Origin of the sequence: Pseudomonas sp. efr-133-TYG-23, assembly GCF_030209215.1 — a bacterium.
Classification (GTDB): domain Bacteria; phylum Pseudomonadota; class Gammaproteobacteria; order Pseudomonadales; family Pseudomonadaceae; genus Aquipseudomonas; species Aquipseudomonas rhodesiae.
In genome coordinates this window covers 13,700-34,407 of record NZ_JARVSL010000024.1, presented here as the reverse complement: position 1 = coordinate 34,407, position 20,708 = coordinate 13,700, and the positions used below count along the sequence as shown (strand labels likewise).

At 60.1% G+C, this 20,708-nt stretch carries 20 protein-coding genes; 9 read left to right on the top strand and 11 right to left on the bottom strand.

Annotated features, from left to right (window positions below; genetic code table 11):
- Window positions 1-6 precede the first annotated feature (6 nt).
- From QRN41_RS17455 to QRN41_RS17430, 6 genes are all read left to right on the top strand, one after another.
- Window positions 7-1,392, top strand: coding sequence for a M16 family metallopeptidase (locus QRN41_RS17455; protein ID WP_285421927.1), 1,386 nt, complete (start codon window positions 7-9; stop codon window positions 1,390-1,392).
- Window positions 1,393-1,460: 68 nt separating this feature from the next.
- Window positions 1,461-2,492, top strand: coding sequence for a DUF5924 family protein (locus tag QRN41_RS17450; RefSeq protein ID WP_034101737.1), 1,032 nt, complete (start codon window positions 1,461-1,463; stop codon window positions 2,490-2,492).
- Between the two features lie 53 nt (window positions 2,493-2,545).
- A complete protein-coding gene (locus tag QRN41_RS17445; protein ID WP_285421926.1) occupies window positions 2,546-3,694 on the top strand; it encodes an ABC transporter permease in 1,149 nt (382 codons plus the stop codon).
- Window positions 3,691-4,494 (top strand): ABC transporter ATP-binding protein, encoded by an 804-nt coding sequence (locus QRN41_RS17440; RefSeq protein WP_034136365.1) that lies wholly within the window; start codon window positions 3,691-3,693, stop codon window positions 4,492-4,494. The genes QRN41_RS17445 and QRN41_RS17440 overlap by 4 nt, the downstream gene beginning before the upstream one ends.
- A 1-nt stretch (window position 4,495) precedes the next feature.
- The gene (locus QRN41_RS17435; protein WP_034136364.1) at window positions 4,496-5,434 is read left to right on the top strand and encodes an MlaD family protein; all 939 of its coding nucleotides are present in this window, start codon (window positions 4,496-4,498) and stop codon (window positions 5,432-5,434) included.
- The gene (locus QRN41_RS17430; protein WP_285421925.1) at window positions 5,431-6,042 is read left to right on the top strand and encodes an ABC-type transport auxiliary lipoprotein family protein; all 612 of its coding nucleotides are present in this window, start codon (window positions 5,431-5,433) and stop codon (window positions 6,040-6,042) included. The genes QRN41_RS17435 and QRN41_RS17430 overlap by 4 nt, the downstream gene beginning before the upstream one ends.
- A gap of 91 nt (window positions 6,043-6,133) precedes the next feature.
- Here QRN41_RS17430 and QRN41_RS17425 read toward each other — a convergent pair whose 3' ends face one another.
- The 5 genes from QRN41_RS17425 to QRN41_RS17405 form a co-directional block, all read right to left on the bottom strand.
- On the bottom strand, window positions 6,134-7,363 hold the full coding sequence (locus QRN41_RS17425) for a spore maturation protein (RefSeq protein WP_034101730.1): 1,230 nt from the start codon (window positions 7,361-7,363) through the stop codon (window positions 6,134-6,136).
- Window positions 7,364-7,463: 100 nt separating this feature from the next.
- Window positions 7,464-8,795 (bottom strand): glutamate/aspartate:proton symporter GltP, encoded by a 1,332-nt coding sequence (gene gltP / locus QRN41_RS17420; protein WP_034101729.1) that lies wholly within the window; start codon window positions 8,793-8,795, stop codon window positions 7,464-7,466.
- Window positions 8,796-9,508: 713 nt separating this feature from the next.
- The gene (locus QRN41_RS17415) at window positions 9,509-9,976 is read right to left on the bottom strand and encodes an inhibitor of vertebrate lysozyme family protein (protein ID WP_285421924.1); all 468 of its coding nucleotides are present in this window, start codon (window positions 9,974-9,976) and stop codon (window positions 9,509-9,511) included.
- A 2-nt stretch (window positions 9,977-9,978) separates the two neighbouring features.
- On the bottom strand, window positions 9,979-10,143 hold the full coding sequence (locus tag QRN41_RS17410) for a DUF1328 domain-containing protein (protein WP_003170804.1): 165 nt from the start codon (window positions 10,141-10,143) through the stop codon (window positions 9,979-9,981).
- Window positions 10,144-10,224: 81 nt separating this feature from the next.
- Window positions 10,225-10,524, bottom strand: a complete 300-nt coding sequence (locus tag QRN41_RS17405; protein WP_285421923.1) for a hypothetical protein — start codon at window positions 10,522-10,524, stop codon at window positions 10,225-10,227.
- Between the two features lie 391 nt (window positions 10,525-10,915).
- Here QRN41_RS17405 and algB point away from each other — a divergent pair, with 391 nt between their 5' ends.
- On the top strand, window positions 10,916-12,262 hold the full coding sequence (algB, locus tag QRN41_RS17400) for a sigma-54-dependent response regulator transcription factor AlgB (protein WP_034101725.1): 1,347 nt from the start codon (window positions 10,916-10,918) through the stop codon (window positions 12,260-12,262).
- Window positions 12,263-12,272: 10 nt separating this feature from the next.
- Window positions 12,273-14,060, top strand: coding sequence for an ATP-binding protein (locus QRN41_RS17395; RefSeq protein ID WP_285421922.1), 1,788 nt, complete (start codon window positions 12,273-12,275; stop codon window positions 14,058-14,060).
- A 3-nt stretch (window positions 14,061-14,063) separates the two neighbouring features.
- Here QRN41_RS17395 and QRN41_RS17390 read toward each other — a convergent pair whose 3' ends face one another.
- From QRN41_RS17390 to QRN41_RS17365, 6 genes are all read right to left on the bottom strand, one after another.
- Complete coding sequence (locus QRN41_RS17390) at window positions 14,064-14,840, bottom strand: N-acetylmuramoyl-L-alanine amidase (RefSeq protein ID WP_285421921.1); 777 nt, start codon at window positions 14,838-14,840, stop codon at window positions 14,064-14,066.
- Window positions 14,841-14,929: 89 nt separating this feature from the next.
- Window positions 14,930-16,996, bottom strand: coding sequence for a diguanylate cyclase (locus QRN41_RS17385; protein ID WP_285421920.1), 2,067 nt, complete (start codon window positions 16,994-16,996; stop codon window positions 14,930-14,932).
- Entirely contained in the window at window positions 16,993-17,871 is an 879-nt protein-coding gene (locus tag QRN41_RS17380; RefSeq protein ID WP_034136359.1) for an endonuclease/exonuclease/phosphatase family protein, read from the bottom strand. Before QRN41_RS17380 ends, QRN41_RS17385 begins: the two co-directional genes overlap by 4 nt.
- Window positions 17,872-17,881: 10 nt before the next feature.
- Window positions 17,882-18,517: a thiol:disulfide interchange protein DsbA gene (gene dsbA, locus QRN41_RS17375; protein ID WP_034136358.1), complete on the bottom strand. Its 636-nt coding sequence runs from the start codon at window positions 18,515-18,517 to the stop codon at window positions 17,882-17,884.
- 169 nt (window positions 18,518-18,686) lie between these two features.
- Window positions 18,687-19,298, bottom strand: coding sequence for a c-type cytochrome (locus QRN41_RS17370; protein WP_167417389.1), 612 nt, complete (start codon window positions 19,296-19,298; stop codon window positions 18,687-18,689).
- A gap of 33 nt (window positions 19,299-19,331) precedes the next feature.
- Window positions 19,332-19,634 carry a c-type cytochrome gene (locus QRN41_RS17365; protein ID WP_034136356.1) on the bottom strand — a complete coding sequence of 101 codons (303 nt, stop codon included), beginning with the start codon at window positions 19,632-19,634 and terminating at the stop codon, window positions 19,332-19,334.
- A 192-nt stretch (window positions 19,635-19,826) separates the two neighbouring features.
- On the opposite strand from QRN41_RS17365, the gene yihA reads away from it, so the two are divergent.
- On the top strand, window positions 19,827-20,468 hold the full coding sequence (gene yihA / locus QRN41_RS17360) for a ribosome biogenesis GTP-binding protein YihA/YsxC (RefSeq protein ID WP_167417388.1): 642 nt from the start codon (window positions 19,827-19,829) through the stop codon (window positions 20,466-20,468).
- Window positions 20,469-20,708 lie beyond the last annotated feature (240 nt).

Sequence of the window (20,708 nt, the reverse complement as noted above, 5' to 3'; positions counted from 1 at the left end):
CCAGTTATGCGTCGCCTGTTATTCGCCTGCCTGCTGATGGGCGCCGCTCACGCCTTTGCCTTTGACCGCCTGCAAGTCGAGGGCTACACCTTGCCCAACGGCCTGCAACTGCTGCTCAAACCGGGTACCGAGCGCGGGCATGTGGCGATTCGCTTGGTGGTGGGTGTGGGCCTGGATGACTTCCGGTGCGAGGACAAAGAGCTGCCTCACCTGTTTGAACACCTGCTGTTCAGCGGCATCGATGGCGGCGACGAAGGCGATCTGGAAGAACGCATGCAAGCCCTGGGCGGCGAATGGAATGCCTACACCAGCAACGCCGATACCACCTTCGTGATCGAAGCGCCCGCCTATAACCAGCGCAAAGTGCTGGACCTGTTGCTGGCGATCCTCACTCGCACCGAGTTGACCGATGCCCACATCAATGCAGCCAAACAGGTGGTGGAACGTGAGGACGGCGGCCACTACTCACGCCTGCAACGCCTGCTTGACCGCCAGGACCTGGGCCACACCGCCAGCAATCAACTGGCCGTCGAGCTGGGACTTAAATGTGCCGAACGCGCCGAGGTCAATCACCTGACCCGCGATCAATTGCAAAAACTGCGCAAGGACTGGTACGCCCCCAACAACATGACGCTGATCGTCGTCGGCGATCTCGACAAACTGCTGCCGGCCTATCTGGAACGCACCTACGGCCAATTGGCGCCGGTCGAACCCAGCGAGCATTTGCCGCTGCCGCAGATCCAGCAGGCCGCCGCCGCCCATCGCGAACTGATCCACGGATGGCTGGGCAACAGCGCCAAACTGCACTGGCTGCTGCCGGAACCGGTGCTGGACGACCAGCACGATGAAACCTACGACCTGCTCAAGGACTACTTGGACTGGGCGCTGTACCGCCAACTGCGCCTCAAGCATGGCCTGTCCTACGGCCCTTGGGCCGAACGCGAAGTGCTCGGCGGCGTCGGTTTTCTGAGCCTGAACGCAGACCTGGAACGGGAAGACCTCAGCGAAGCCGAACAGGTACTGCAAGACCTCAAGACGCAATTGCTCAAAGACGGCCTGGACCCGGCCACCTTTGCGCGTCTGCAACAAGCGGCCATTGCCCGACAAGCCTGGGCCGTGCAGGGCAACAGCGCGCTGGCCGACTACTATTGGAGCGCCACCAGCGACTATGACAACGGCCATTTCAGCGACCCAGCCAAACGCATCAAGGCAGTCAAACTGGACGAGGCCAACCAGACACTGCGCGAGTTGCTCAAGCAACCCGGCTACTGGCGCATCGAAAAACCACTGTTGAGCTACGACAGCCTGAGTGGGCTCGGCGTCGGCCTACTGGGGGTGATCGCGATCCTGTGGGTCAGCGTGCGGCGTTATCGCAAACGGGTTGTGCAATGACGCACCGAACACCCGGCTAAGACGTTATTCTGTCTGGGATTTTTCCTACACACACTGCGAATCGCCGAATGCCAAACCTGACTCACTATATACAGCGCATCCTTGAACTGATGAAGCGCTACCCAGGGGTGATCGCACTCGGTGGTTTTATCTCGGGGGTGTGCAGTTTCATCTTGGTGGACCGTCAGCAGGGCATGGCCAGTTGGATCGCGGTGATCATGCTGGTGAGCTGGCTATGGCTGATGCTCGAAAACAGCTTCACGCAGCTGTTCACCAAACTCTTCAAACGGGAAATTCCCGAACCTCTGCTGCGCTATGCGACCCAGATGATCCACCAGGAAAGTCTGTTCTTCGTGCTGCCGTTCTTTTTCATCACCACGGCCTGGAACAGCGGCCAATCGATATTTACAGGGCTGCTCGGCGCCGCGGCGCTGGTGTCGATCATCGACCCGCTGTACTACAAGTGGCTGGCGCCCAAGCGTTCGCTGTTCCTGGCCTTGCACACCCTGACCCTGTTCGCCGCGCTGCTCACTGCACTGCCGATCATCCTGCACCTGACCACCGCCGAGAGTTACAAACTCGCCCTCGGCGTGGCCATGGCCTTGTCGATTCCGAGCCTGGCCGTGAGCCTGCCGCTGCGCAGTCTCAAGGGCTGGGCGATGCTGCTTGGGGTCACGGCCGCCATCGGCGCGGCGGGTTGGCTGCTGCGCAGTTGGGTGCCGCCGGCCACGCTGTGGATGACCGAGGTGGCCATCAGCACGCAGTTGCAGGACCGCACCCCGGGCGACGACCTCAAACAAGTCAGCGCCGCGCAACTGCGCAACGGTGGGCTGTATGCCTACACCGCGATCAACGCGCCGCGGGGGCTGGACGAGCGTATCTACCATGTGTGGAAACTCAACGGCAAAGAAGTGGACCGTATCGCCCTGGATATTCACGGCGGACGCAAAGAGGGCTACCGCGCCTGGACCCACAAGCAGAACTTCCCGGCCGACTCCGTAGGGCGCTGGCAGGTGAGGGTGCTCACCGAAGACGGACAAGTGATCGGCGTGCTGCGCTTTAAAGTCACCGACGCAGCACAAACGGACAACCCACAGTAGGCTGCTTCGTGCTATTACGTAGGACTTGTGGATAGCAAATACGCTCGGAGCTTATGACCACCCGCACTACGGCCGGCGCCGCCCATCTCGATACGTCCACCGCCCCTCCGTTACTCAGGATTACGGGGGACTGGACGCTTGCCCACTACGCCAGCCTGAAAAAGCTGTCGGACAAGCTCGACGGCCAATACGACGCCGGCGCGCGCATCGACCTCAATGGCCTCGGCGCCCTGGACACTGCTGGCGCGTCACTGCTGGTGGAACTGCTCGGGCCGACCCGCATCGAGCAATCCGCCGAGCAGACCGATTGCAGCCTGTCCACCGCCGACCGCGCACTGCTTAAAACCGTGTATCGCTCCCTCAACGACTTCTGCGTGCCGGACAAGGCCCCCGAAGAAGCTACCGGTATTCAGGTGCTGGCGCGTATCGGTGCAGCGGTGGACAAGGTGTGGCAGGACAGCAAGAAACTGCTGGGCTTTATCGGCCTGATCCTCGAAACCTTCGCCCGCAGCCTGTTCCGGCCCAAGCGCTGGCGCATTACGCCCATGGTTGCCCACCTCGAACAGGTCGGCCTGGATGCCGCCCCCATCGTGGCCTTGTTGACCTTCCTGGTCGGCGCCGTAGTGGCCTTTCTCGGTGCCACCGTGCTCAAAAGCTTTGGCGCGACGATTTTTACCGTGGACCTGGTGGCGTTCTCTTTCCTACGAGAATTCGGCGTACTACTGACGGCGATCCTGATCGCTGGCCGCACGGCCAGTGCGTTTACCGCACAAATCGGCTCGATGAAGGCCAACGAAGAAATCGACGCCATCCGCACCCTGGGACTGGACCCGATGGAGTTACTGGTGCTGCCCCGCGTGCTGGCGCTGCTGGTGGCGCTGCCGATGCTGACGTTTCTGGCGATGCTCTCGGGGATTGTCGGCGGTGGCGTGGTATGCGCCGTGGCCTTGGATATTTCACCGGCGATGTTCCTTTCGCTGTTGCAATCGGACATTGGGGTTCAACATTTCCTGGTGGGCATGGTGAAAGCCCCGATATTCGCTTTCCTGATCGCGGCGATTGGCTGCCTGGAGGGCTTCAAGGTCAGCGGCAGTGCTGAGTCGGTCGGTGCCCACACCACCTCCAGCGTGGTGCAATCGATTTTCGTGGTGATCTTGCTGGATGCGGTCGCGGCTCTGTTCTTCATGGAGATGAGCTGGTGAGCCGTCTACACCGGGCACCCGCCGAGGCGGTGATTGAAGTGCGCGGCCTGTGCAATCGCTTTGGCAGTCAGCGCGTGCACGAGAACCTCGATCTGGACTTGTATAAAGGTGAAATCCTCGCGGTGGTGGGGGGTTCCGGCAGCGGTAAGTCGGTGCTGCTGCGCAGTATCGTCGGCCTGCGCCGGCCAAACGAGGGTGAAGTGCGGGTGTTCGGCAAGAACCTGCCGAGCCTGCCGGAACAGGAGCGTTCTCTGGTGGAACGGCGCTTCGGCGTGCTGTTCCAGAAGGGCGCGCTGTTTTCCTCGCTGACGGTGACCGAGAACGTCGCGCTGCCACTGATCGAACATGCGGGCCTGAGCCGCGCCGATGCCGAGCATTTGGCTGCGGTGAAACTGGCGCTGGCCGGGCTGCCGCTGTCGGCGGCCGACAAGTACCCGGCCTCGTTGTCCGGCGGCATGATCAAACGCGCCGCTCTGGCCCGGGCCTTGGCGCTGGATCCAGACATCCTGTTCCTTGATGAACCCACCGCGGGCCTCGACCCGATCGGCGCGGCGCAATTCGATCAACTGATCCTGACCCTGCGCGACGCGCTGGGCTTGAGCGTGTTCCTGGTAACCCACGACCTGGACACGCTGTACACCATCACCGACCGCGTGGCAGTACTGGCGCAGAAAAAAGTGCTGGTGGCCGATGCTATCGATGTCGTCTCGGAAACGGACGACCCGTGGATTCACGAATATTTCCACGGCCCCCGTGGCCGCGCGGCATTGGATGCCGCTCAATCGCTCAACGAGGTATGACATGGAAACCCGAGCCCATCATGTGATGATCGGACTGTTCAGCGTGATCGTGGTGGTCGGCGCCATGCTGTTTGGCTTGTGGCTGGCCAAGTCCAGCGTCGACAGCGCGTTCCAGGATTACGAAGTGGTCTTCAATGAAGCGGTCAGCGGTTTGTCCCAAGGCAGTGCGGTGCAATACAGCGGGATCAAGGTGGGCGATGTGATCAGCCTGCGCCTGGACCCAAAAGACCCGCGTCGCGTCCTCGCTCGTATTCGCCTGGCCGGGCAGACGCCGATCAAGGAAGACACCCAGGCCAAACTCGCGCTGACCGGCATCACCGGTACCTCGATCATCCAGCTCAGTGGCGGCACGCCGCAAAGCCCCGAACTCAAAGGCAAAAATGGCAACCTGCCGGAAATCATCGCCTCACCTTCGCCCATCGCGCGCTTGCTTAACAACAGCAATGATCTGATGACCAGCATCAATGTGTTGCTGCACAACGCCAACAGCATGTTCTCCGCGGAAAACGTCGAGCACTTGAGCAATACCCTTGCACATCTGGAACAAACGACCGGCGCCATCGCTGACCAGCGTGGCGATATCAAGGTTGTGATGCAGCAATTGATGCAAGTGAGCAAACAGGCAAGCGCCGCGCTGGAACAGACCACCGTGCTGATGCGCAATGCCAATGGCCTGCTGAACGAGCAGGGCAAGCAAGCCTTCGGCAGCGCCGAACAGGCCATGAAGTCCCTTGAGCAAAGCACCGCCACCATCAATACCTTGCTGACCAACAACAAGGATTCGGTCAACAGCGGCATGCAAGGGCTCAACGAACTGGCGCCGGCCGTGCGCGAACTGCGCGAAACCCTCGGCTCGCTGCGCGCCATCTCCCGCCGCCTGGAAGCCAACCCCAGCGGTTACTTGCTGGGCAGCGACAAGAACAAGGAGTTCACGCCATGAAGCGTGCTTATCAACTGATCGTCCCTGTGGCCTTGGCGCTGATCAGCGCGTGCTCGATCCTGCCCAAAGCCGACCCGTCCGACGTGTACCGCCTGGCTTCGGCCCACGCCACCAGCCAAGGCACGCCGGTGAGTTGGTCGCTGCGCGTGACCAAGCCGCAAACCAGCGAATTTCTCGACAGCCCGCGCATTGCCGTGGTGCCCAATGGCGACTTGATCAGCAGCTATGCGAACTCGCGCTGGAGCGATCCGGCGCCGGTGCTGTTGCGTAATCGCCTGCTCGACGGCTTCCAGCGCGATGGCCGGGTCACGCTGCTCAGCAGCGATGACACCAACCTGCAGGCCGACTATGAACTGGGCGGGCAGTTGCAGGCGTTTCAGAGCCAATACCGGGGCAATGCGGTGGAGGTGGTGATGCGCCTGGACGCACGCCTGGTACGTGGGAGCGATCAACGGATTCTGGCCAGTCGGCGCTTTGAAGTGCGCCAGCCGGTGAGCGATACCCAGGTGCCAGGGGTGGTGGCTGCGTTTGGCCAGGCAGGGGATCAGCTGAACAAGCAGGTGGTGGATTGGGTGGTGTCTCAGGGCAACCGGGGCGTGAAGCGCTAAGGGCCTCATCGGGGGCATGCCCCCTCCCACATTTGAATGTATTCACAGTCAATAGGTGGGAGGGGGCTTGCCCCCGATAGCTATCTAACTCTCAGCCAAAGAACCAGTAGCACACCGAGATAGCCGCCACGACACCGGCAAACTCCGCCAGCAACGCACAACCCACCGCATGCCGCGCGCGCTGGATACCGACCGAACCAAAGTACACCGCCAACACATAGAAGGTGGTTTCGGTACTGCCCTGAATCGTCGCGGCCACCAGCGCCGGGAAGCTGTCCACGCCTTGGGTCTGCATGGTCTCGATCAGCATTGCCCGCGCGGCACTGCCGGAGAACGGCTTGACCATCGCAGTCGGCAAGGCATCGACAAAGCGCGTGTCCATGCCCGTCCACGCCACCACATGGCGAATCCCTTCCAGGCCGAAATCCAGCGCGCCGGAGGCTCGTAACACGCCCACCGCACACAGCATCGCCACCAGGTACGGCAGCAGGTTCTTGGCGACATCGAAGCCTTCTTTGGCGCCTTCGACAAATGCTTCGTACACCTTCACCTTGCGCAACGCGCCGATCAGCAGGAACAGCATGATCAGGCCGAACAGGGTCAGGTTGCCGAGAATCGATGACAACCCGGCCAGTGCCGTGGCGGACAGGGTCGCCAGCAATGCCATGAAGCCGCCCAGCATCAGCGCGCCTGGAATCAAATAAGCCAACACCACCGGGTCCCACAGCCGCAGGCGCTGCATGACGGCAACCGAGAGCAGGCCCACCAGGGTCGACGCACTGGTCGCCAGCAGAATCGGCAGGAACACCAGCGTCGGGTCGGCGGCGCCTTGTTGGGCGCGGTACATGAAGATGGTCACTGGCAACAGCGTAAGCGACGAGGCATTGAGCACCAGAAAGAGAATCTGCGCATTGCTTGCAGTGGTCGGCAGCGGGTTGAGTTCTTGTAACGCCTTCATGGCTTTGAGGCCGATGGGGGTGGCGGCGTTGTCCAGTCCCAGGCCGTTGGCGGCGAAGTTGAGGGTGATCAGACCGATAGCGGGGTGACCCGCCGGCACTTCCGGCATCAGGCGACGAAACAGCGGGCCGAGGGCCTTGGCCAGCCAATCGACGATGCCGGCCTTTTCGGCGATGCGTAGAAAGCCCAGCCATAACGTCAGGGTGCCGAACAGCAACACCATCACTTCAACCGACAGTTTGGCCATGGCGAAAATGCTTTCCACCATCGCCGCGAAGATCCCAGCGTTACCGCCGACCAGCCATTGCGCCAGTGCTGACACCATTGCCACGACAAAGAAGCCAAGCCACAGGCCATTGAGCATCAGTTGAATCCCCTCGAATGATGGGGCGAATGATAGCGGGGCCGGCAGAAACGACAAACCCCGGATTTACCCGGGGTTTGCGTTGTTCAGCTCATGGGGTTCAACCGCGGCTGACCTCGCCGACCGGCAATGCTTCCTTGCTGCGCCAGTGCGGCAGGGAATTCCAGTAGCGCTCGCCCTTGGCGTCGTCGTACATGCCTTCCCAACGGGCGATAACCAGCACGGCCAACGCGTTACCAATCACGTTCAGAGCGGTACGCGCCATGTCCATCACACGATCGACACCGGCGATGAACGCCAGGCCCTCAAGCGGAATGCCCACGCTGCCCAGGGTCGCCAGCAGTACTACAAAGGACACGCCCGGTACACCGGCGATGCCTTTGGAGGTGACCATCAGGGTCAGTACCAGCATCAGTTGCTGACCGATCGACAGGTCAATGCCGTACAACTGGGCGATAAAGATCGCGGCGATGCTCTGGTACAGGGTCGAACCGTCGAGGTTGAACGAGTAGCCGGTCGGCACCACAAAGCTGCAGATCGCCTTCGGCGCGCCGTAGGCTTCCATCTTCTCGATCACGCGCGGCAGCACGGTTTCGGAACTGGCGGTGGAGTAGGCCAGCACCAGTTCATCCTTGAAGATGCGCATCAGCTTGATCACCGAGAAGCCGAACAGGCGCGCGATCAGGCCGAGAATCACAAAAGCGAAGAACAGGATGGCGACATAAACCAGGATCACCAACTTGGCCAGCGGCAGCAGGGAGGCGAAGCCGAAGTTGGCCACAGTCACCGCGATCAGCGCGAATACACCGATGGGGGCGTATTTCATGATCATGTGGGTCACTTTGAACATGCTCTCGGATACACCCTGGAACATGGTCACCAGCGGCTCGCGCAGCTCAGGCTTGAGGCTCGACAGGCCCAGACCGAACAGCACGGAGAAGAAGATGATCGGCAGCATTTCGCCACGGGCGACGGCGGCGAAGATGTTGGACGGGATCAGGTTGAGGATGGTCTGGATAAACGCATGCTCGTGCTGCACCTCGGCGGCGGTCGCCTGGTATTTGGAGATGTCCACGGTGCCCAGGGTACTCATGTCGATCCCGGCGCCGGGGTGGAACAGGTTGGCCAGCAACAGACCGACCACGATGGCAATGGTGGTGACCACTTCGAAGTAGAGGATGGTTTTGACGCCGATGCGACCGAGCTTTTTCGCGTCACCGACACCGGCAATACCGACGATCAGCGAGGAAATTACAATCGGGATCACGATCATCTTGATCAGGCGAATAAAGATATCGCCCGCCGGCTGCAGCACATTGCTGATCCACCAGGCCTTTTCAGCACTGAAATGGTTGAGCACTGCACCGATTGCGATCCCCAGTACCAAACCGATGAGGATCTGCCAGGCGAGGCTTAGCTTTGCCTTCTTCATGTCATTACCCTTACTTCAAGTGAACTTAAGGCAAATGCGCCAGCTGCAACGCTCGAAAGCGAAAAAGTGTGTGCATCCGCCTCCATGAAAGGTCGCCGCCGCATGGCCGAAATGACTTACTGGCAGGCGAAAAAAGGCGCAACTATTCCCATGCAAGGGGGCGACGTCTAATGCCGTAAACGCCTACCCCATGCCGAATCGGCATGGCTTTTTTAGATAATAACTGTCCGAACGGTCAGTTCAAATGCGACATTTTGCCCGGCGAATATGCCGTGAAACGGCCAATTCCGGCTCACGCAGGGTTTTCGGCGCTGGTCGAACGATTGGCACAAATGCTTGAGGATTCAGCGCAGAGGTGTCTGAAATGTCCTATAGACCCCAGCAGACTTTCTCGATAGATGGTCGCCGCGACACACTCAGTAATGGTTGAGGGCAGGCGAAAATAAATTGGTGGGCTATGGGCGGCATAAGAGGCATAAGCCCGCCGCAAGTTCAACAAGTCGACGACTTGTGAACCTGCGTCGCAGCTTTTCGCCTGACCCGGCCCTTGCGCAGGTACTCCCTGTACCCGTAGGTCACGCCGATCCCAATCGATCAGAGCAACCCGGCCCCCTGGTCATGCATACCCCTTGGCGAGGCATGCATAAGAAAGAAGCGAAGGGCTTCTTTCTATGGACGCTGGTCCCGTTATCAGCAAGTGCTTTAAACGAAACCTAGTACCAATTCGGGTCTTTCTTGAGCTGTTCCATCAGCAGCTTTTGCATACCTTCATCCGGCTTACCGATAAAACGGTAATCGGCGTGCCGCGTAGGGGACTTGTCCGCCGGGAGGCCGGCTGGCACTTCCACCAACATGGCGTAGGCATCTTCCTTGTCAAAGCTGAAAGCGACGATCAGGCGCTTGTTCAGGCATGTGTCCGCGGTCTCGCAGAGCGGGCCCACCAAGTACTTGTCACCATCCTCTTCGACGGCATTCATTTGCTCGGCCGTACCGGTCAGGTTCATCACCCATTCCGGCAGGCGCTCTTCTTTCTTCACCACGCCTTGCCAAATCTCACGGTATTGCGGGTCCGCGCTGAGCAATTCATTGGCCCGCGACTGGCCGTCATTGGCGGCCATCGCCAGACCGCTACCGCCCAGCAACAGGGCGGCAGCAATGGCTTTGAGAGACAAAGTGGTCATATTCAGCCTCGGCCGCGACGACCAAAGAAGAACGAAGCAATGAACATCACCAGGAAAACGACAAACAGGATTTTGGCGATACCGGTTGCGGTGCCTGCGATACCACCGAAGCCCAGTACTGCAGCAACAATGGCGATGATCAGAAATGTGATTGCCCAACTCAACATGGTGATTCTCCTTACGCTTCTATTAGAGGGTACAGCGGTCATGCCGTACGGACGCCCAGTGCGGACGACCGCTTTTATTGCCTAGAACACCCAACGTTCCTGGGCTGGCAACTGATCAAGAGTTGAATCCTTGTCAGCCACTCGCAATTGCTTGACGCTCACCTCACCGACAGCGCTGGCGACGGGGCGGCTCTGCATCGAACTGAAATGGGTCTGGGTCATGGCCGGACGCTCAAACACTTGGGCTTGCTGCTGACTCTCCTGCCAATGCTGAATCTGCTGGCCTGCAATCAACGTGACCATCATGGCCAAGCTGGCAAACAAACCTTGCTGCACATACCGTGGCGATACACGCAATTGGCTGAGGGTTTGGCGAGTCATGCTGCTGTACTCCCGCATTCTGATTATTCGTTCATGACGCTCTTGGGGTAGATATTGCAGAGCGCATGCCAGGTTTTTAACAAAATAAAACCTAATAAAATCAGTAAGTTATAGATAGTCGCTCGATGATAGGGGCAGCATCCTGCACGATGGGCCTCTATGGGCCGTGCGAAATGCACGATGGCCAGCGGTCGGGTCAAGGGATACATCGCGACATGGGCGCTGCCCAACTGAGCGAATGACATGAAATGGCCACTCGCTGTGGCCTTTGTGAGAAGAAGCGCAGATACCTGCACGACGATTCGTTTTGTCGGTCAGAATAAACCATGCAACTTGCCCGATTATTCCGGGACTAATCACCATCACTTATCAGTTAGGGAGCGCGGGACAGATGGAATCAGCCAAGGAACTTCAAGGCCGCATTCTTTTAGTAGATGACGAGTCCGCGATCCTCCGCACCTTCCGTTATTGCCTGGAAGATGAAGGCTATACCGTCGCCACCGCTAACAGCGCCGCCCAAGCCGACGCGCTGATGCAACGCCAGGTGTTCGACCTGTGCTTCCTGGACCTGCGTCTAGGCGAAGACAATGGCCTGGACGTGCTGGCCCAGATGCGTATTCAGGCGCCGTGGATGCGTGTAGTGATCGTCACCGCGCATTCGGCCGTGGACACCGCCGTGGACGCGATCCAGGCCGGCGCCGCCGACTATCTGGTTAAACCGTGCAGCCCGGACCAACTGCGCCTGGCCACCGCCAAGCAGCTGGAAGTCCGCCAACTCTCGGCACGTCTGGAAGCCCTGGAAGGCGCGGTGCGCCAGCCCAAGGACGGCCTCGACTCCCACAGCCCGTCGATGATGGTGGTGCTGGAAACCGCGCGCCAAGTGGCCGGTACAGATGCCAACATCCTGATCCTGGGCGAGTCCGGCACCGGTAAAGGTGAACTGGCGCGGGCCATTCACGGCTGGAGCAAGCGGTCGAAAAAATCCTGCGTGACCATCAACTGCCCGTCGCTGACCGCCGAACTGATGGAAAGCGAGCTGTTCGGCCACAGCCGCGGCGCCTTTACCGGCGCCAGTGAAAGCACCTTGGGCCGGGTCAACCAGGCTGACGGCGGCACGCTGTTCCTCGACGAGATCGGCGACTTTCCCCTCACTTTGCAGCCCAAATTACTGCGCTTTATTCAGGACAAGGAATACGAACGCGTGGGCGACCCGGTTACCCGGCGTGCCGATGTACGTATCCTCGCCGCCACCAACCTGAACCTGGAAGACATGGTGCGCGACGGCCGCTTCCGGGAAGACTTGCTGTACCGCCTGAATGTCATCACCCTGCACCTGCCACCGCTGCGCGAGCGCAGCGAGGACATCCTGACCCTGGCCGACCGCTTCCTGGCACGCTTCGTCAAGGAGTACGCCCGCCCGGCGCGCGGGTTCAGCGACCAAGCGCGCGAAGCCCTGCTCAACTACCGTTGGCCGGGTAATATCCGCGAACTGCGTAACGTGGTAGAGCGCGCGAGCATTATCTGCCCGCAGGAAAAGGTTGAAATCAGCCACCTGGGAATGGCCGAGCAACCGACCAACAACGCCCCGCGCATCGGTGCGGCGCTAAGCCTGGACGAACTGGAAAAAGCCCACATTGGTGCTGTACTGGCCACCAGCGACACGCTTGATCAGGCGGCGCGCACCCTCGGCATTGACGCGTCGACGCTGTACCGCAAACGAAAACAGTACAACCTGTGAGCTGTACCTTATGAAGTTAGCGATGAAGCTGCGGACTCGGCTGTTCTTGAGTATCTCAGCGCTGATCACCGTCGCCCTGCTTGGATTGATCCTGGGCCTGGTCAGCGTCATGCAGATGGCCAAGACCCAAGAGTCGCTGATCCGCAGCAATTTTGTCACCCTGGAGCTTGGCCTGAAATTGCGCCAAAGCCTGGGCGACCAGTTGATCCTGATGCTCGACGAGCGGCCCAATCCGAACGCCCTGGACGCTTCCAAACGACAGTATTTCGCACTGCTGGACGAGGGCATCGCCCACGAGCGGCAGGACGGCATAGGCAGTGGGTTCAGCCAGGCCCGCATCAACTACCTGAATTTCCTCAAGGCATTCGACGAGTCCCAACCTGCGTCGCTGGTAAGCGGCAATAACGACAAACTCACCCAGACATTCAACGTGCTGCGCAATGGCTTGATCGCCGAGCACAAACGCGCGTTGGAAGCCATCAACACCAGTGAACGCAAATCCCGCGACCGCGCGCTGTTGATCGCCGGTCTCATGGGTTTGGTGGGCCTGGCGGTGCTGATCATCGGCTTCGTGACCGCCCACGGTATCGCCAGGCGCTTTGGCGGGCCGATCGAAGCGCTGGCCAAGGCCGCGGACAAGATCGGCCAGGGCGATTTCGAGGTCACGCTGCCGATCTCGTCAGCCGCGGAAATGAACCTACTGACTCGGCGCTTCGGCATCATGGCCGAGGCGCTGCGTCAGCATCAGGCCACCAATGTGGATGAACTGCTGGCCGGCCAGCAACGGCTACAGGCGGTGCTCGACAGCATCGACGACGGCTTGCTGATGATTGATCGCCAAGGGCGTCTGGAGCACCTGAACCCGGTTGCCCAACGCCAATTGGGCTGGGATGAAGAACGCCTCGGCCAGGGCCTGGGCGAAGCGCTGGGGCGCCCTGAGCTGGATGAACAACTGCACTTGGTGCTGCGTGGCGGCAATCTGGAGCGCGCGCCGGAAGACCTTGAGGTGGAAGTCGACGGCGAACTGCGCCTGCTGACCTACAGCCTGACCCCAGTCAGCCACACCCAAGGGCATATTCTCGGCGCGGTGATGGTGATGCACGACGTGACCGAGCAACGCGCCTTCGAACGCGTGCGCAGTGAATTCGTGCTGCGTGCCTCCCATGAGCTGCGCACGCCGGTAACCGGCATGCACATGGCGTTCGGGCTGTTCCGCGAACGCGCGAAATTCCCCACAGAGTCCCGGGAAGCGGATCTGCTGGACACCGTTAACGAAGAAATGCAGCGCCTGATGCAGCTGATCAATGACTTGCTCAACTTCTCGCGCTACCAGAATGGCCTGCAGAAACTGACCCTCGGCCCCTGTGAGATTCCCGACCTGCTGGAGCATGCCCGCGGGCGCTTTATAGAGCAGGCCAATGCGCAGCGTATCGAGCTGCTGATCGAAGCCCAGCCCGACCTGCCACGCTTATATGCAGACCAGGCGCAACTGGAACGGGTACTCGACAACCTGCTGGCCAACGCACTGCGCCATACCGCCGATGGCGGGCAAATTCGCCTGCAAGCGCGTCGCCATGGCGAGCGGGTGATTATCAGCGTCGAAGACAACGGCGAAGGGATTGCCTATGGGCAGCAAGGGCGCATCTTCGAACCCTTTGTGCAAGTGGGCCGCAAGAAAGGCGGCGCCGGTCTGGGGCTGGCGTTGTGCAAAGAGATCGTGCAGTTGCACGGCGGCCGCATGGGGGTGTATTCGCGGCCGGGGCAGGGCACCCAGTTTTACATGGCGCTGCCGCTCTGACGGTCAGCGCCGGTTGAGGGCGCGCAGAATGGCTGCACTTTCGGCATCCGGCGCGCCATCGAACCGCGACGGCCTGAAGTGCATCTGGAACGCTGCGAGCACATGACGCGTGGCGACATCCAGCTCACCGGTTTGAGGCGTCTGGTAGCCCAATCGGGCCAACTCCTCCTGAAACCAAGTGATGCTCGGTAGCTCTGCGGTGTATTGCACCTGAAAGCGCGCGACAGCCTGTGCATCCGGCCAAACCCCCAACCCTTCATCGGCCAAACGCTTCCAGGGGAACAAGGGCCCCGGGTCCAACTTGCGTAACGGCGCGATATCGCTGTGGCCGATGATGTTCTTCGGGTCGATGCCGTTGCGCTTGCTGATGTCTTTAAGCAACACGACCAACGACTTCACCTGCGCCTCGGAATACGGGTACCACAGGCGGCCTGTCGGGGTGTCTTTGAAACCCGGGTTCACAATCTCAATACCGATGGAGCTTGAATTGAGCCAAGTGCGGCCCATCCATTCACTCTCACCTGCGTGCCAGGCGCGCTGGCTTTCATCCACCAATTTGTAAATGGTGGCCGAGGCGTCATCGCCAATCAGGTAATGGCTACTGACCTGGCCGTGGGTCAACAAGGCCAGGGAGCGTTCCAGGTTGGCCGAGGTGTAATGAACGATCACAAATTGCACGCGATTGTCGTAGTTGACCGAGGGATGACTGGTGTTGATGCGGGGGCCGCTGGCGCAGCCGGCAAGCAGGAGAAACGCAAGGGCGATACAAATGGATTTCATGGCGGATGACAGTACGCTGAAGACGATAATGCAACAGTGTAACGTACCGACTGAAACAGAGCGGCCTAATTACAAACAGGCAACATCTTTTACGCCGCCTGCACTTGATTACGCCCCGCCGCCTTGGCTCGATACAACGCTTCATCGGCGCGCTTGAGCGCCAGTTCGCTGCGCTCACCCGAGCGCAATTGCGCCACGCCCATCGACACCGTGATCGTCACCGGTTCGCCTTTGAAGTGAAACGGACACGCTTGAATTGCCTCGCGCAGCCCTTCACCCACCGCCAAGGCCTCGGTGAGGGTCGAATCGGGCATCAGCAAGACAAACTCTTCACCGCCAAAACGCGCGATGAAATCGGTGGGCCGCAGGCGCTTGCTGAGCACATTGGCGATGATCTTCAGCACCTTATCGCCGGCCAGGTGGCCGTAACCATCGTTGATGCGTTTGAAGTGGTCCAGGTCCAGCATGGCCAGCGACAGGCTGTTGCCGCGCTGGTGCCAGGAATTGATTTCGTGGTCCAGGCGTTCGCTCCAGGCCGCACGATTGGGCAGGCCGGTCAATGGGTCGATCAGGGCCTTCTGGCGCTGCACTTCAAGGTGTTCACGATAGCCCTGGGCTTCCTGCTCCATGTTGGCGACGCGTTCGGCCAGGCCTTTGAGGCGCTCGGCAACCTCCTGTTCGCGCAGATCGCGTTGCTGCCGATGCTCGTCCATGGTGCCGAGCAAGCCCTCAAGATGGCTCTCCAGCACCTGTTTGAGGCTGTCCAGGTCGGCGGCGTCCTGTACGCTGGTTTGCAGCCCATCGACCTGCTCGCGGATCTGCGTATCCAGTTCACGCGCGGCAGAGCTACTGTCGGCATGCCCGTCACTGGCCACCTTCAAATGACCCTGGAAGGCTTCGAGGCGCTCATTGAGTTGCTTGAGGTATGCCTCGAATTCCAGATGGCCGCTGTCGGTGATCGCCAACATCAGTACCGCCAGATCATCCAGGATCGGTAGCAGTTCATACCAGTTCAAACCGTGGGCCAGACGCTCGCGCATCGCTTCAGCCTGAGGGCGATGACGCTCGGGCAGGTCCAGCTCTTCGAGCAAACCGATAAGCGTGTCTTCGATGTGCTTGGCCACGGAGCTGTAGGACGGCTCGGGCGAGTCCGGCAAAGCGTATTGGCCGTCCGATTGCATCTCGTCGGGGTCAAGCGCCTCCACGTCCAACACCGGCGGCAGCGACAGACTGCCGATTACCGTCTGCTCCGGTGCCTCTATGGCCTCGGGCTGCGGTGCGTCGATAAAGGCGGCGAGGGCACTTTCGTTGGCCGGCTCTTGCGCCTGCGGTTCGAGTTCAGGCGCCTTGGGTTCCGTGCGGGCCAGCTCAGCTTTGACCGGCACAGCCGCTGCGTCGGCTTGAGGCGGCGCTTCGTAGACGAAGGTCTCGACGGCGACCTGGGCTGGCTGGATCGGTGTGGCGGGTTGAGGCGCCGCGGCTTCGGGCTGTGGCGCGAACGCGCGCAAAGCCTGGGTCAGCTCTTCGGATTGCTCGGGCTGCGGGGTTTCCGATACGGGTTTAGTTGCAACCGGTGCAACTGAGGGGGTGGGAACCGGCTCGCTGGCAGGTGCTTCAACGGTGGCGTCCTTGGTACCGAACAACCGCTGCAGGAGCCCCGGCCCAGGACGTGGAGTTTCGCCATCCGGGTCCAGGTTAGTCAGCGCCTGCCCTTGCAGGTCGCTCAGCTCGCTGAGCAATAGCGGAATTTCCCGGGCCTGGCCGACACGGCCATCCAACTGTTTAGCGAAGGTCTTCAATGGTCGCGCCACCTCGCGGGGCAGCGGCAATTTCTGCAACTGCGTGACCAGGGAGGTCAGCGCGGTGCTCATCTGTTCAACCCGGGTTTCGCGGCGCTGCTCCGAATCCAAAACGGCTTTTTCCAGACGCGGCAGCAGCGCGGCGAGGGCGGCGTCCATGTCGTCGGTGCGGACAACGTCGCGCATCTCCTTCATGCACTGGTCGACCGCGCGGTCGGTGCCTTCAGCCGCCAAGGTGCTGCGCACCAGGCCACGGCGCAGCAGGTCGAGGCGCGCAGCCCAGCGGCGTTCGAGTTTGTCTTGTTGCTCGATGCTTAACAGGTATTTTTCTTTCCAGCGCTGGGCGTCGTCGCTCATGCAAGGGGTCCGCGAGGGCCGGGGCTCAACGCGGGCAATGCATCAGCCGTGAGCGAACCCGGCAGACGAATCTCTACCGCGACCGGCAGGTGATCGGAAATGGGCTGCGCAAGCACCTGCACACTTTCCAGCGTGAGGGTGGGACTGAGCAGGATATGGTCGAGACAGCGCTGCGGACGCCAGCTGGGAAACGTCGCTTCGACTTGCGGCGCCAGCAACCCGAGGTCGCGCAACGGCGAGTTTTGCAGCAGGTCATTGGCATGAGTGTTCATATCACCCATCAGCACCTGATGCTTGTAGTTGCCGATCATTTCGCGCACGTAGGCCAACTGCAGGTTGCGCGTACGCCCCCCGAGCGCCAGGTGCATCATAACCACCACCAACGCTTCCGGCCCTTCGCCGAAACGCACGAGGATCGCGCCACGCCCCTTGGGGCCTGGCAGCGGGTGGTCTTCGATAGCAGTGGGTTTCAAGCGACTCAGCACGCCATTGCTGTGCTGAGCCAGGCGCCCGAGGTTGCGATTGAGCTGCTGGTACCAGTAGGGGAACGCTCCGAGCCTGGCCAGGTGTTCCACCTGATTGATGTAACCAGAGCGGATGCTACCCCCATCGGCCTCCTGCAGCGCGACCAGGTCGAAATCGCTCAACAGGTCGCCGATCTTCTGCAGATTCACGGCCCGCCCGTTGTGGGGCAGCAAATGCTGCCAGCCACGGGTGAGGTAATGCCGATACTTTTCGGTACTGATGCCAACCTGAATATTGAAACTGAGCAGGCGCAGACGGCTGTCCGCGAGCTGGCCAGTGGATTCCAGGTGATCTTCGTTGACACGCGGATCATGCAGGCCAACGACACGTTCGGTACCCCAGCGGCGCATGAAAGGCCCCTTACTTGGCTGCGCGCTCTTTGGCGATCAGTTGGTCAGCAACGTTGAGGGTCTGTTCAGGCCCACCAGTGGAACCCAGGTCGAAACGGTATTTGCCGTTGACGATCATGGTCGGAACGCCTTGCACGCCGTACTTCTGCGCCAGCTCCTTGGCCTGTTTGATCTGGCCCTGGATAGCGAAGGAGTTGAAGGTGGCCAAGAACTTATCCTTATCGACACCTTGGGTGGCAACAAAGTCAGCCATGTCTTCAGGCTTGGTCAGGCGCTTGCCTTCTTTCTGAATCGCGTTGAACACTGCGTTGTGGACCTTGTGCTCGACACCCATGGCTTCGAGGGTCAGGAACAGTTGGCCGTGGGCATCCCAAGGGCCGCCGAACATGGCCGGGATGCGTTTGAAATTCACGTCTTTAGGCAGTTTCTCAACCCACGGGTTGATGGTCGGTTCAAAAGCGTAGCAATGCGGGCAGCCGTACCAGAACAGCTCAACCACTTCGATCTTGCCCGGCACCGAGACGGGCACTGGGTTGGCCAATTCGACGTAGGTCTTACCGGCTTCAAGCGGCACATCGGCAGCTTGAGCGGTCATGCCGAAAAGGCTGGCAGTGACGAGAGCGGCGCTGAGGATCAGATTACGCATGCTTTACTCCTGGACAAATAAAGTCGCCTCACGCGACCTTAGTTGTGACCGGTCGACGCAGGCATGAGTTCGTTAGTGTAACGGCAGCGGCCACAAAAAAGGGCGGCCAGGGCCACCCTTTTTATGCTTGCATCGCGGGATTAATCGAGCGTTAACGTCGCCGCGCCGATCAGTGCAGGCCCTGGATATAGCTGGACACTGCCGCGATGTCTTCGTCGCTCAGCTTGCGGGCGATGGTGCGCATGGTCATCGCATCGCCATCGTTGGCACGACCGGCTTCTTCCTTGCGGAAATCGGTCAGTTGCTTAGCGATGTATTGAGCGTGCTGGCCGCCCAGATGTGGGAAACCGGCGGCGGCATTACCCGCGCCAGTGGGCGAGTGGCAACCGGTGCAAGCCGGCAGGCCTTTATTCAGGTCACCGCCACGGAACAGCTTCTGGCCACGCGCTACCAGTTTCGGATCGGCAGCTCCCACACTGCCTTTCTGGCTGGCGAAATACGCCGCGATGTCCGCCAGATCCTGATCGTTGAGGTTGGTCAGCAAGCCGGTCATTTCCAGCACCGTGCGCTTGCCTGACTTGATGTCCTGCATCTGCTTGGTCAGGTAACGCTCACCCTGGCCGGCCAGTTTGGGAAAATTCGGCGCCGGGCTGTTGCCATCCGGTCCGTGGCAAGCACCACACACGGCGGCTTTCGCCTGGCCCGCAGTAGCGTCGCCTGCAGCATGGGCAACACCGGTGATGCCCAGGGTCAACAGCAGACTCACGATCAGTTTGTTCATCAGCTAATCCAACTACGGCTAAGGGTTTAAGAGTTATCTACCGGGTTTACTCACCATCCATTCAATGACGGCCTGGTAATCCTCAGTACTGCAGTCCATGCACAAACCACGCGGCGGCATTGCCTTGAAACCCTGGGTCACGTGCTGTACCAGCGTATCCATACCTTGCGCCAATCTCGGCGCCCAGGCTGCCTGGTCACCCCGCTTCGGGGCGTTCGGCAACTGGCCAGCATGGCAAGCCACGCAAACTCGGTTGTACAGCGCTTCTGGTTCCTGTGTAGCCTGAGCACCGTAAAGCGGAATCAGGACACCGACAGCGAGCAACCATCTGGTCATACATCGACCTTTTCAGGGTTTGAGAGCGTTTTGCGTTCTAATGCGCAATGAAGGTCTATCGCTCCCGTGAACTTCATCCTTCGCTGGGACAAAGCACACACAAAATCTGCGGCATTATATACTGGCGCCACTGAAACGGAAACGACACCGCTTGCCGCACCCTTTTTCGGCACCGCCCACATCGGAAATCTCATGCAACTCAAGAATCCCATCCTCGGCCTGTGCCAACAGTCCACGTTTATGCTCAGCGCCGCCAAGGTTGACCAATGCCCCGATGACGAAGGCTTTGAAGTCGCCTTCGCCGGCCGCTCCAACGCCGGTAAATCCAGCGCCCTGAACACGCTCACCCACGCCAGCCTGGCGCGCACCTCGAAAACTCCGGGCCGCACGCAACTGCTCAATTTCTTCAAGCTAGACGATGATCGGCGTCTGGTCGACCTGCCAGGCTACGGTTATGCGAAAGTACCGATCCCGTTGAAGCTGCACTGGCAGCGTCACCTGGAGGCTTATCTGGGTGGCCGGGAGAGTTTGAAGGGTTTGATCCTGATGATGGATATCCGTCATCCAATGACCGACTTCGACCTGCTGATGCTCGATTGGGCAGTCGCCAGCGGCATGCCGATGCACATCCTGTTGACCAAAGCCGACAAGCTGACCTACGGCGCGGCCAAAAATACCTTGCTCAAAGTGCAGTCGGAAATCCGCAAGGGTTGGGGCGACACGATCACCATCCAATTGTTCTCCGCGCCTAAGCGCATGGGCTTGGAAGAGGCTTACACCGTTCTCGCGGGCTGGATGGAGTTGGCGGACAAAGGCGCGGAAATCGCCGGGTAACTTTTCTGCGGGCAAAAAAAACCCCGGACTTCTTATGGGGAGGGGAAGTTCGGGGTTCAAGTTCCGGACCGCTAGGGCGGGGTCCAGATATCTGCCAACACTTAACACAACATAGGAGCATTGAAGGGCTTCACCACCCATTCAGTAACTCTGAGTGGCAGTTCACAGGTTAAGTTCCAAGCTGTTCGAAAACTATTGGAAATAACTGTCAGGTCTTTCCGACATAAAGCGCAATGCCAC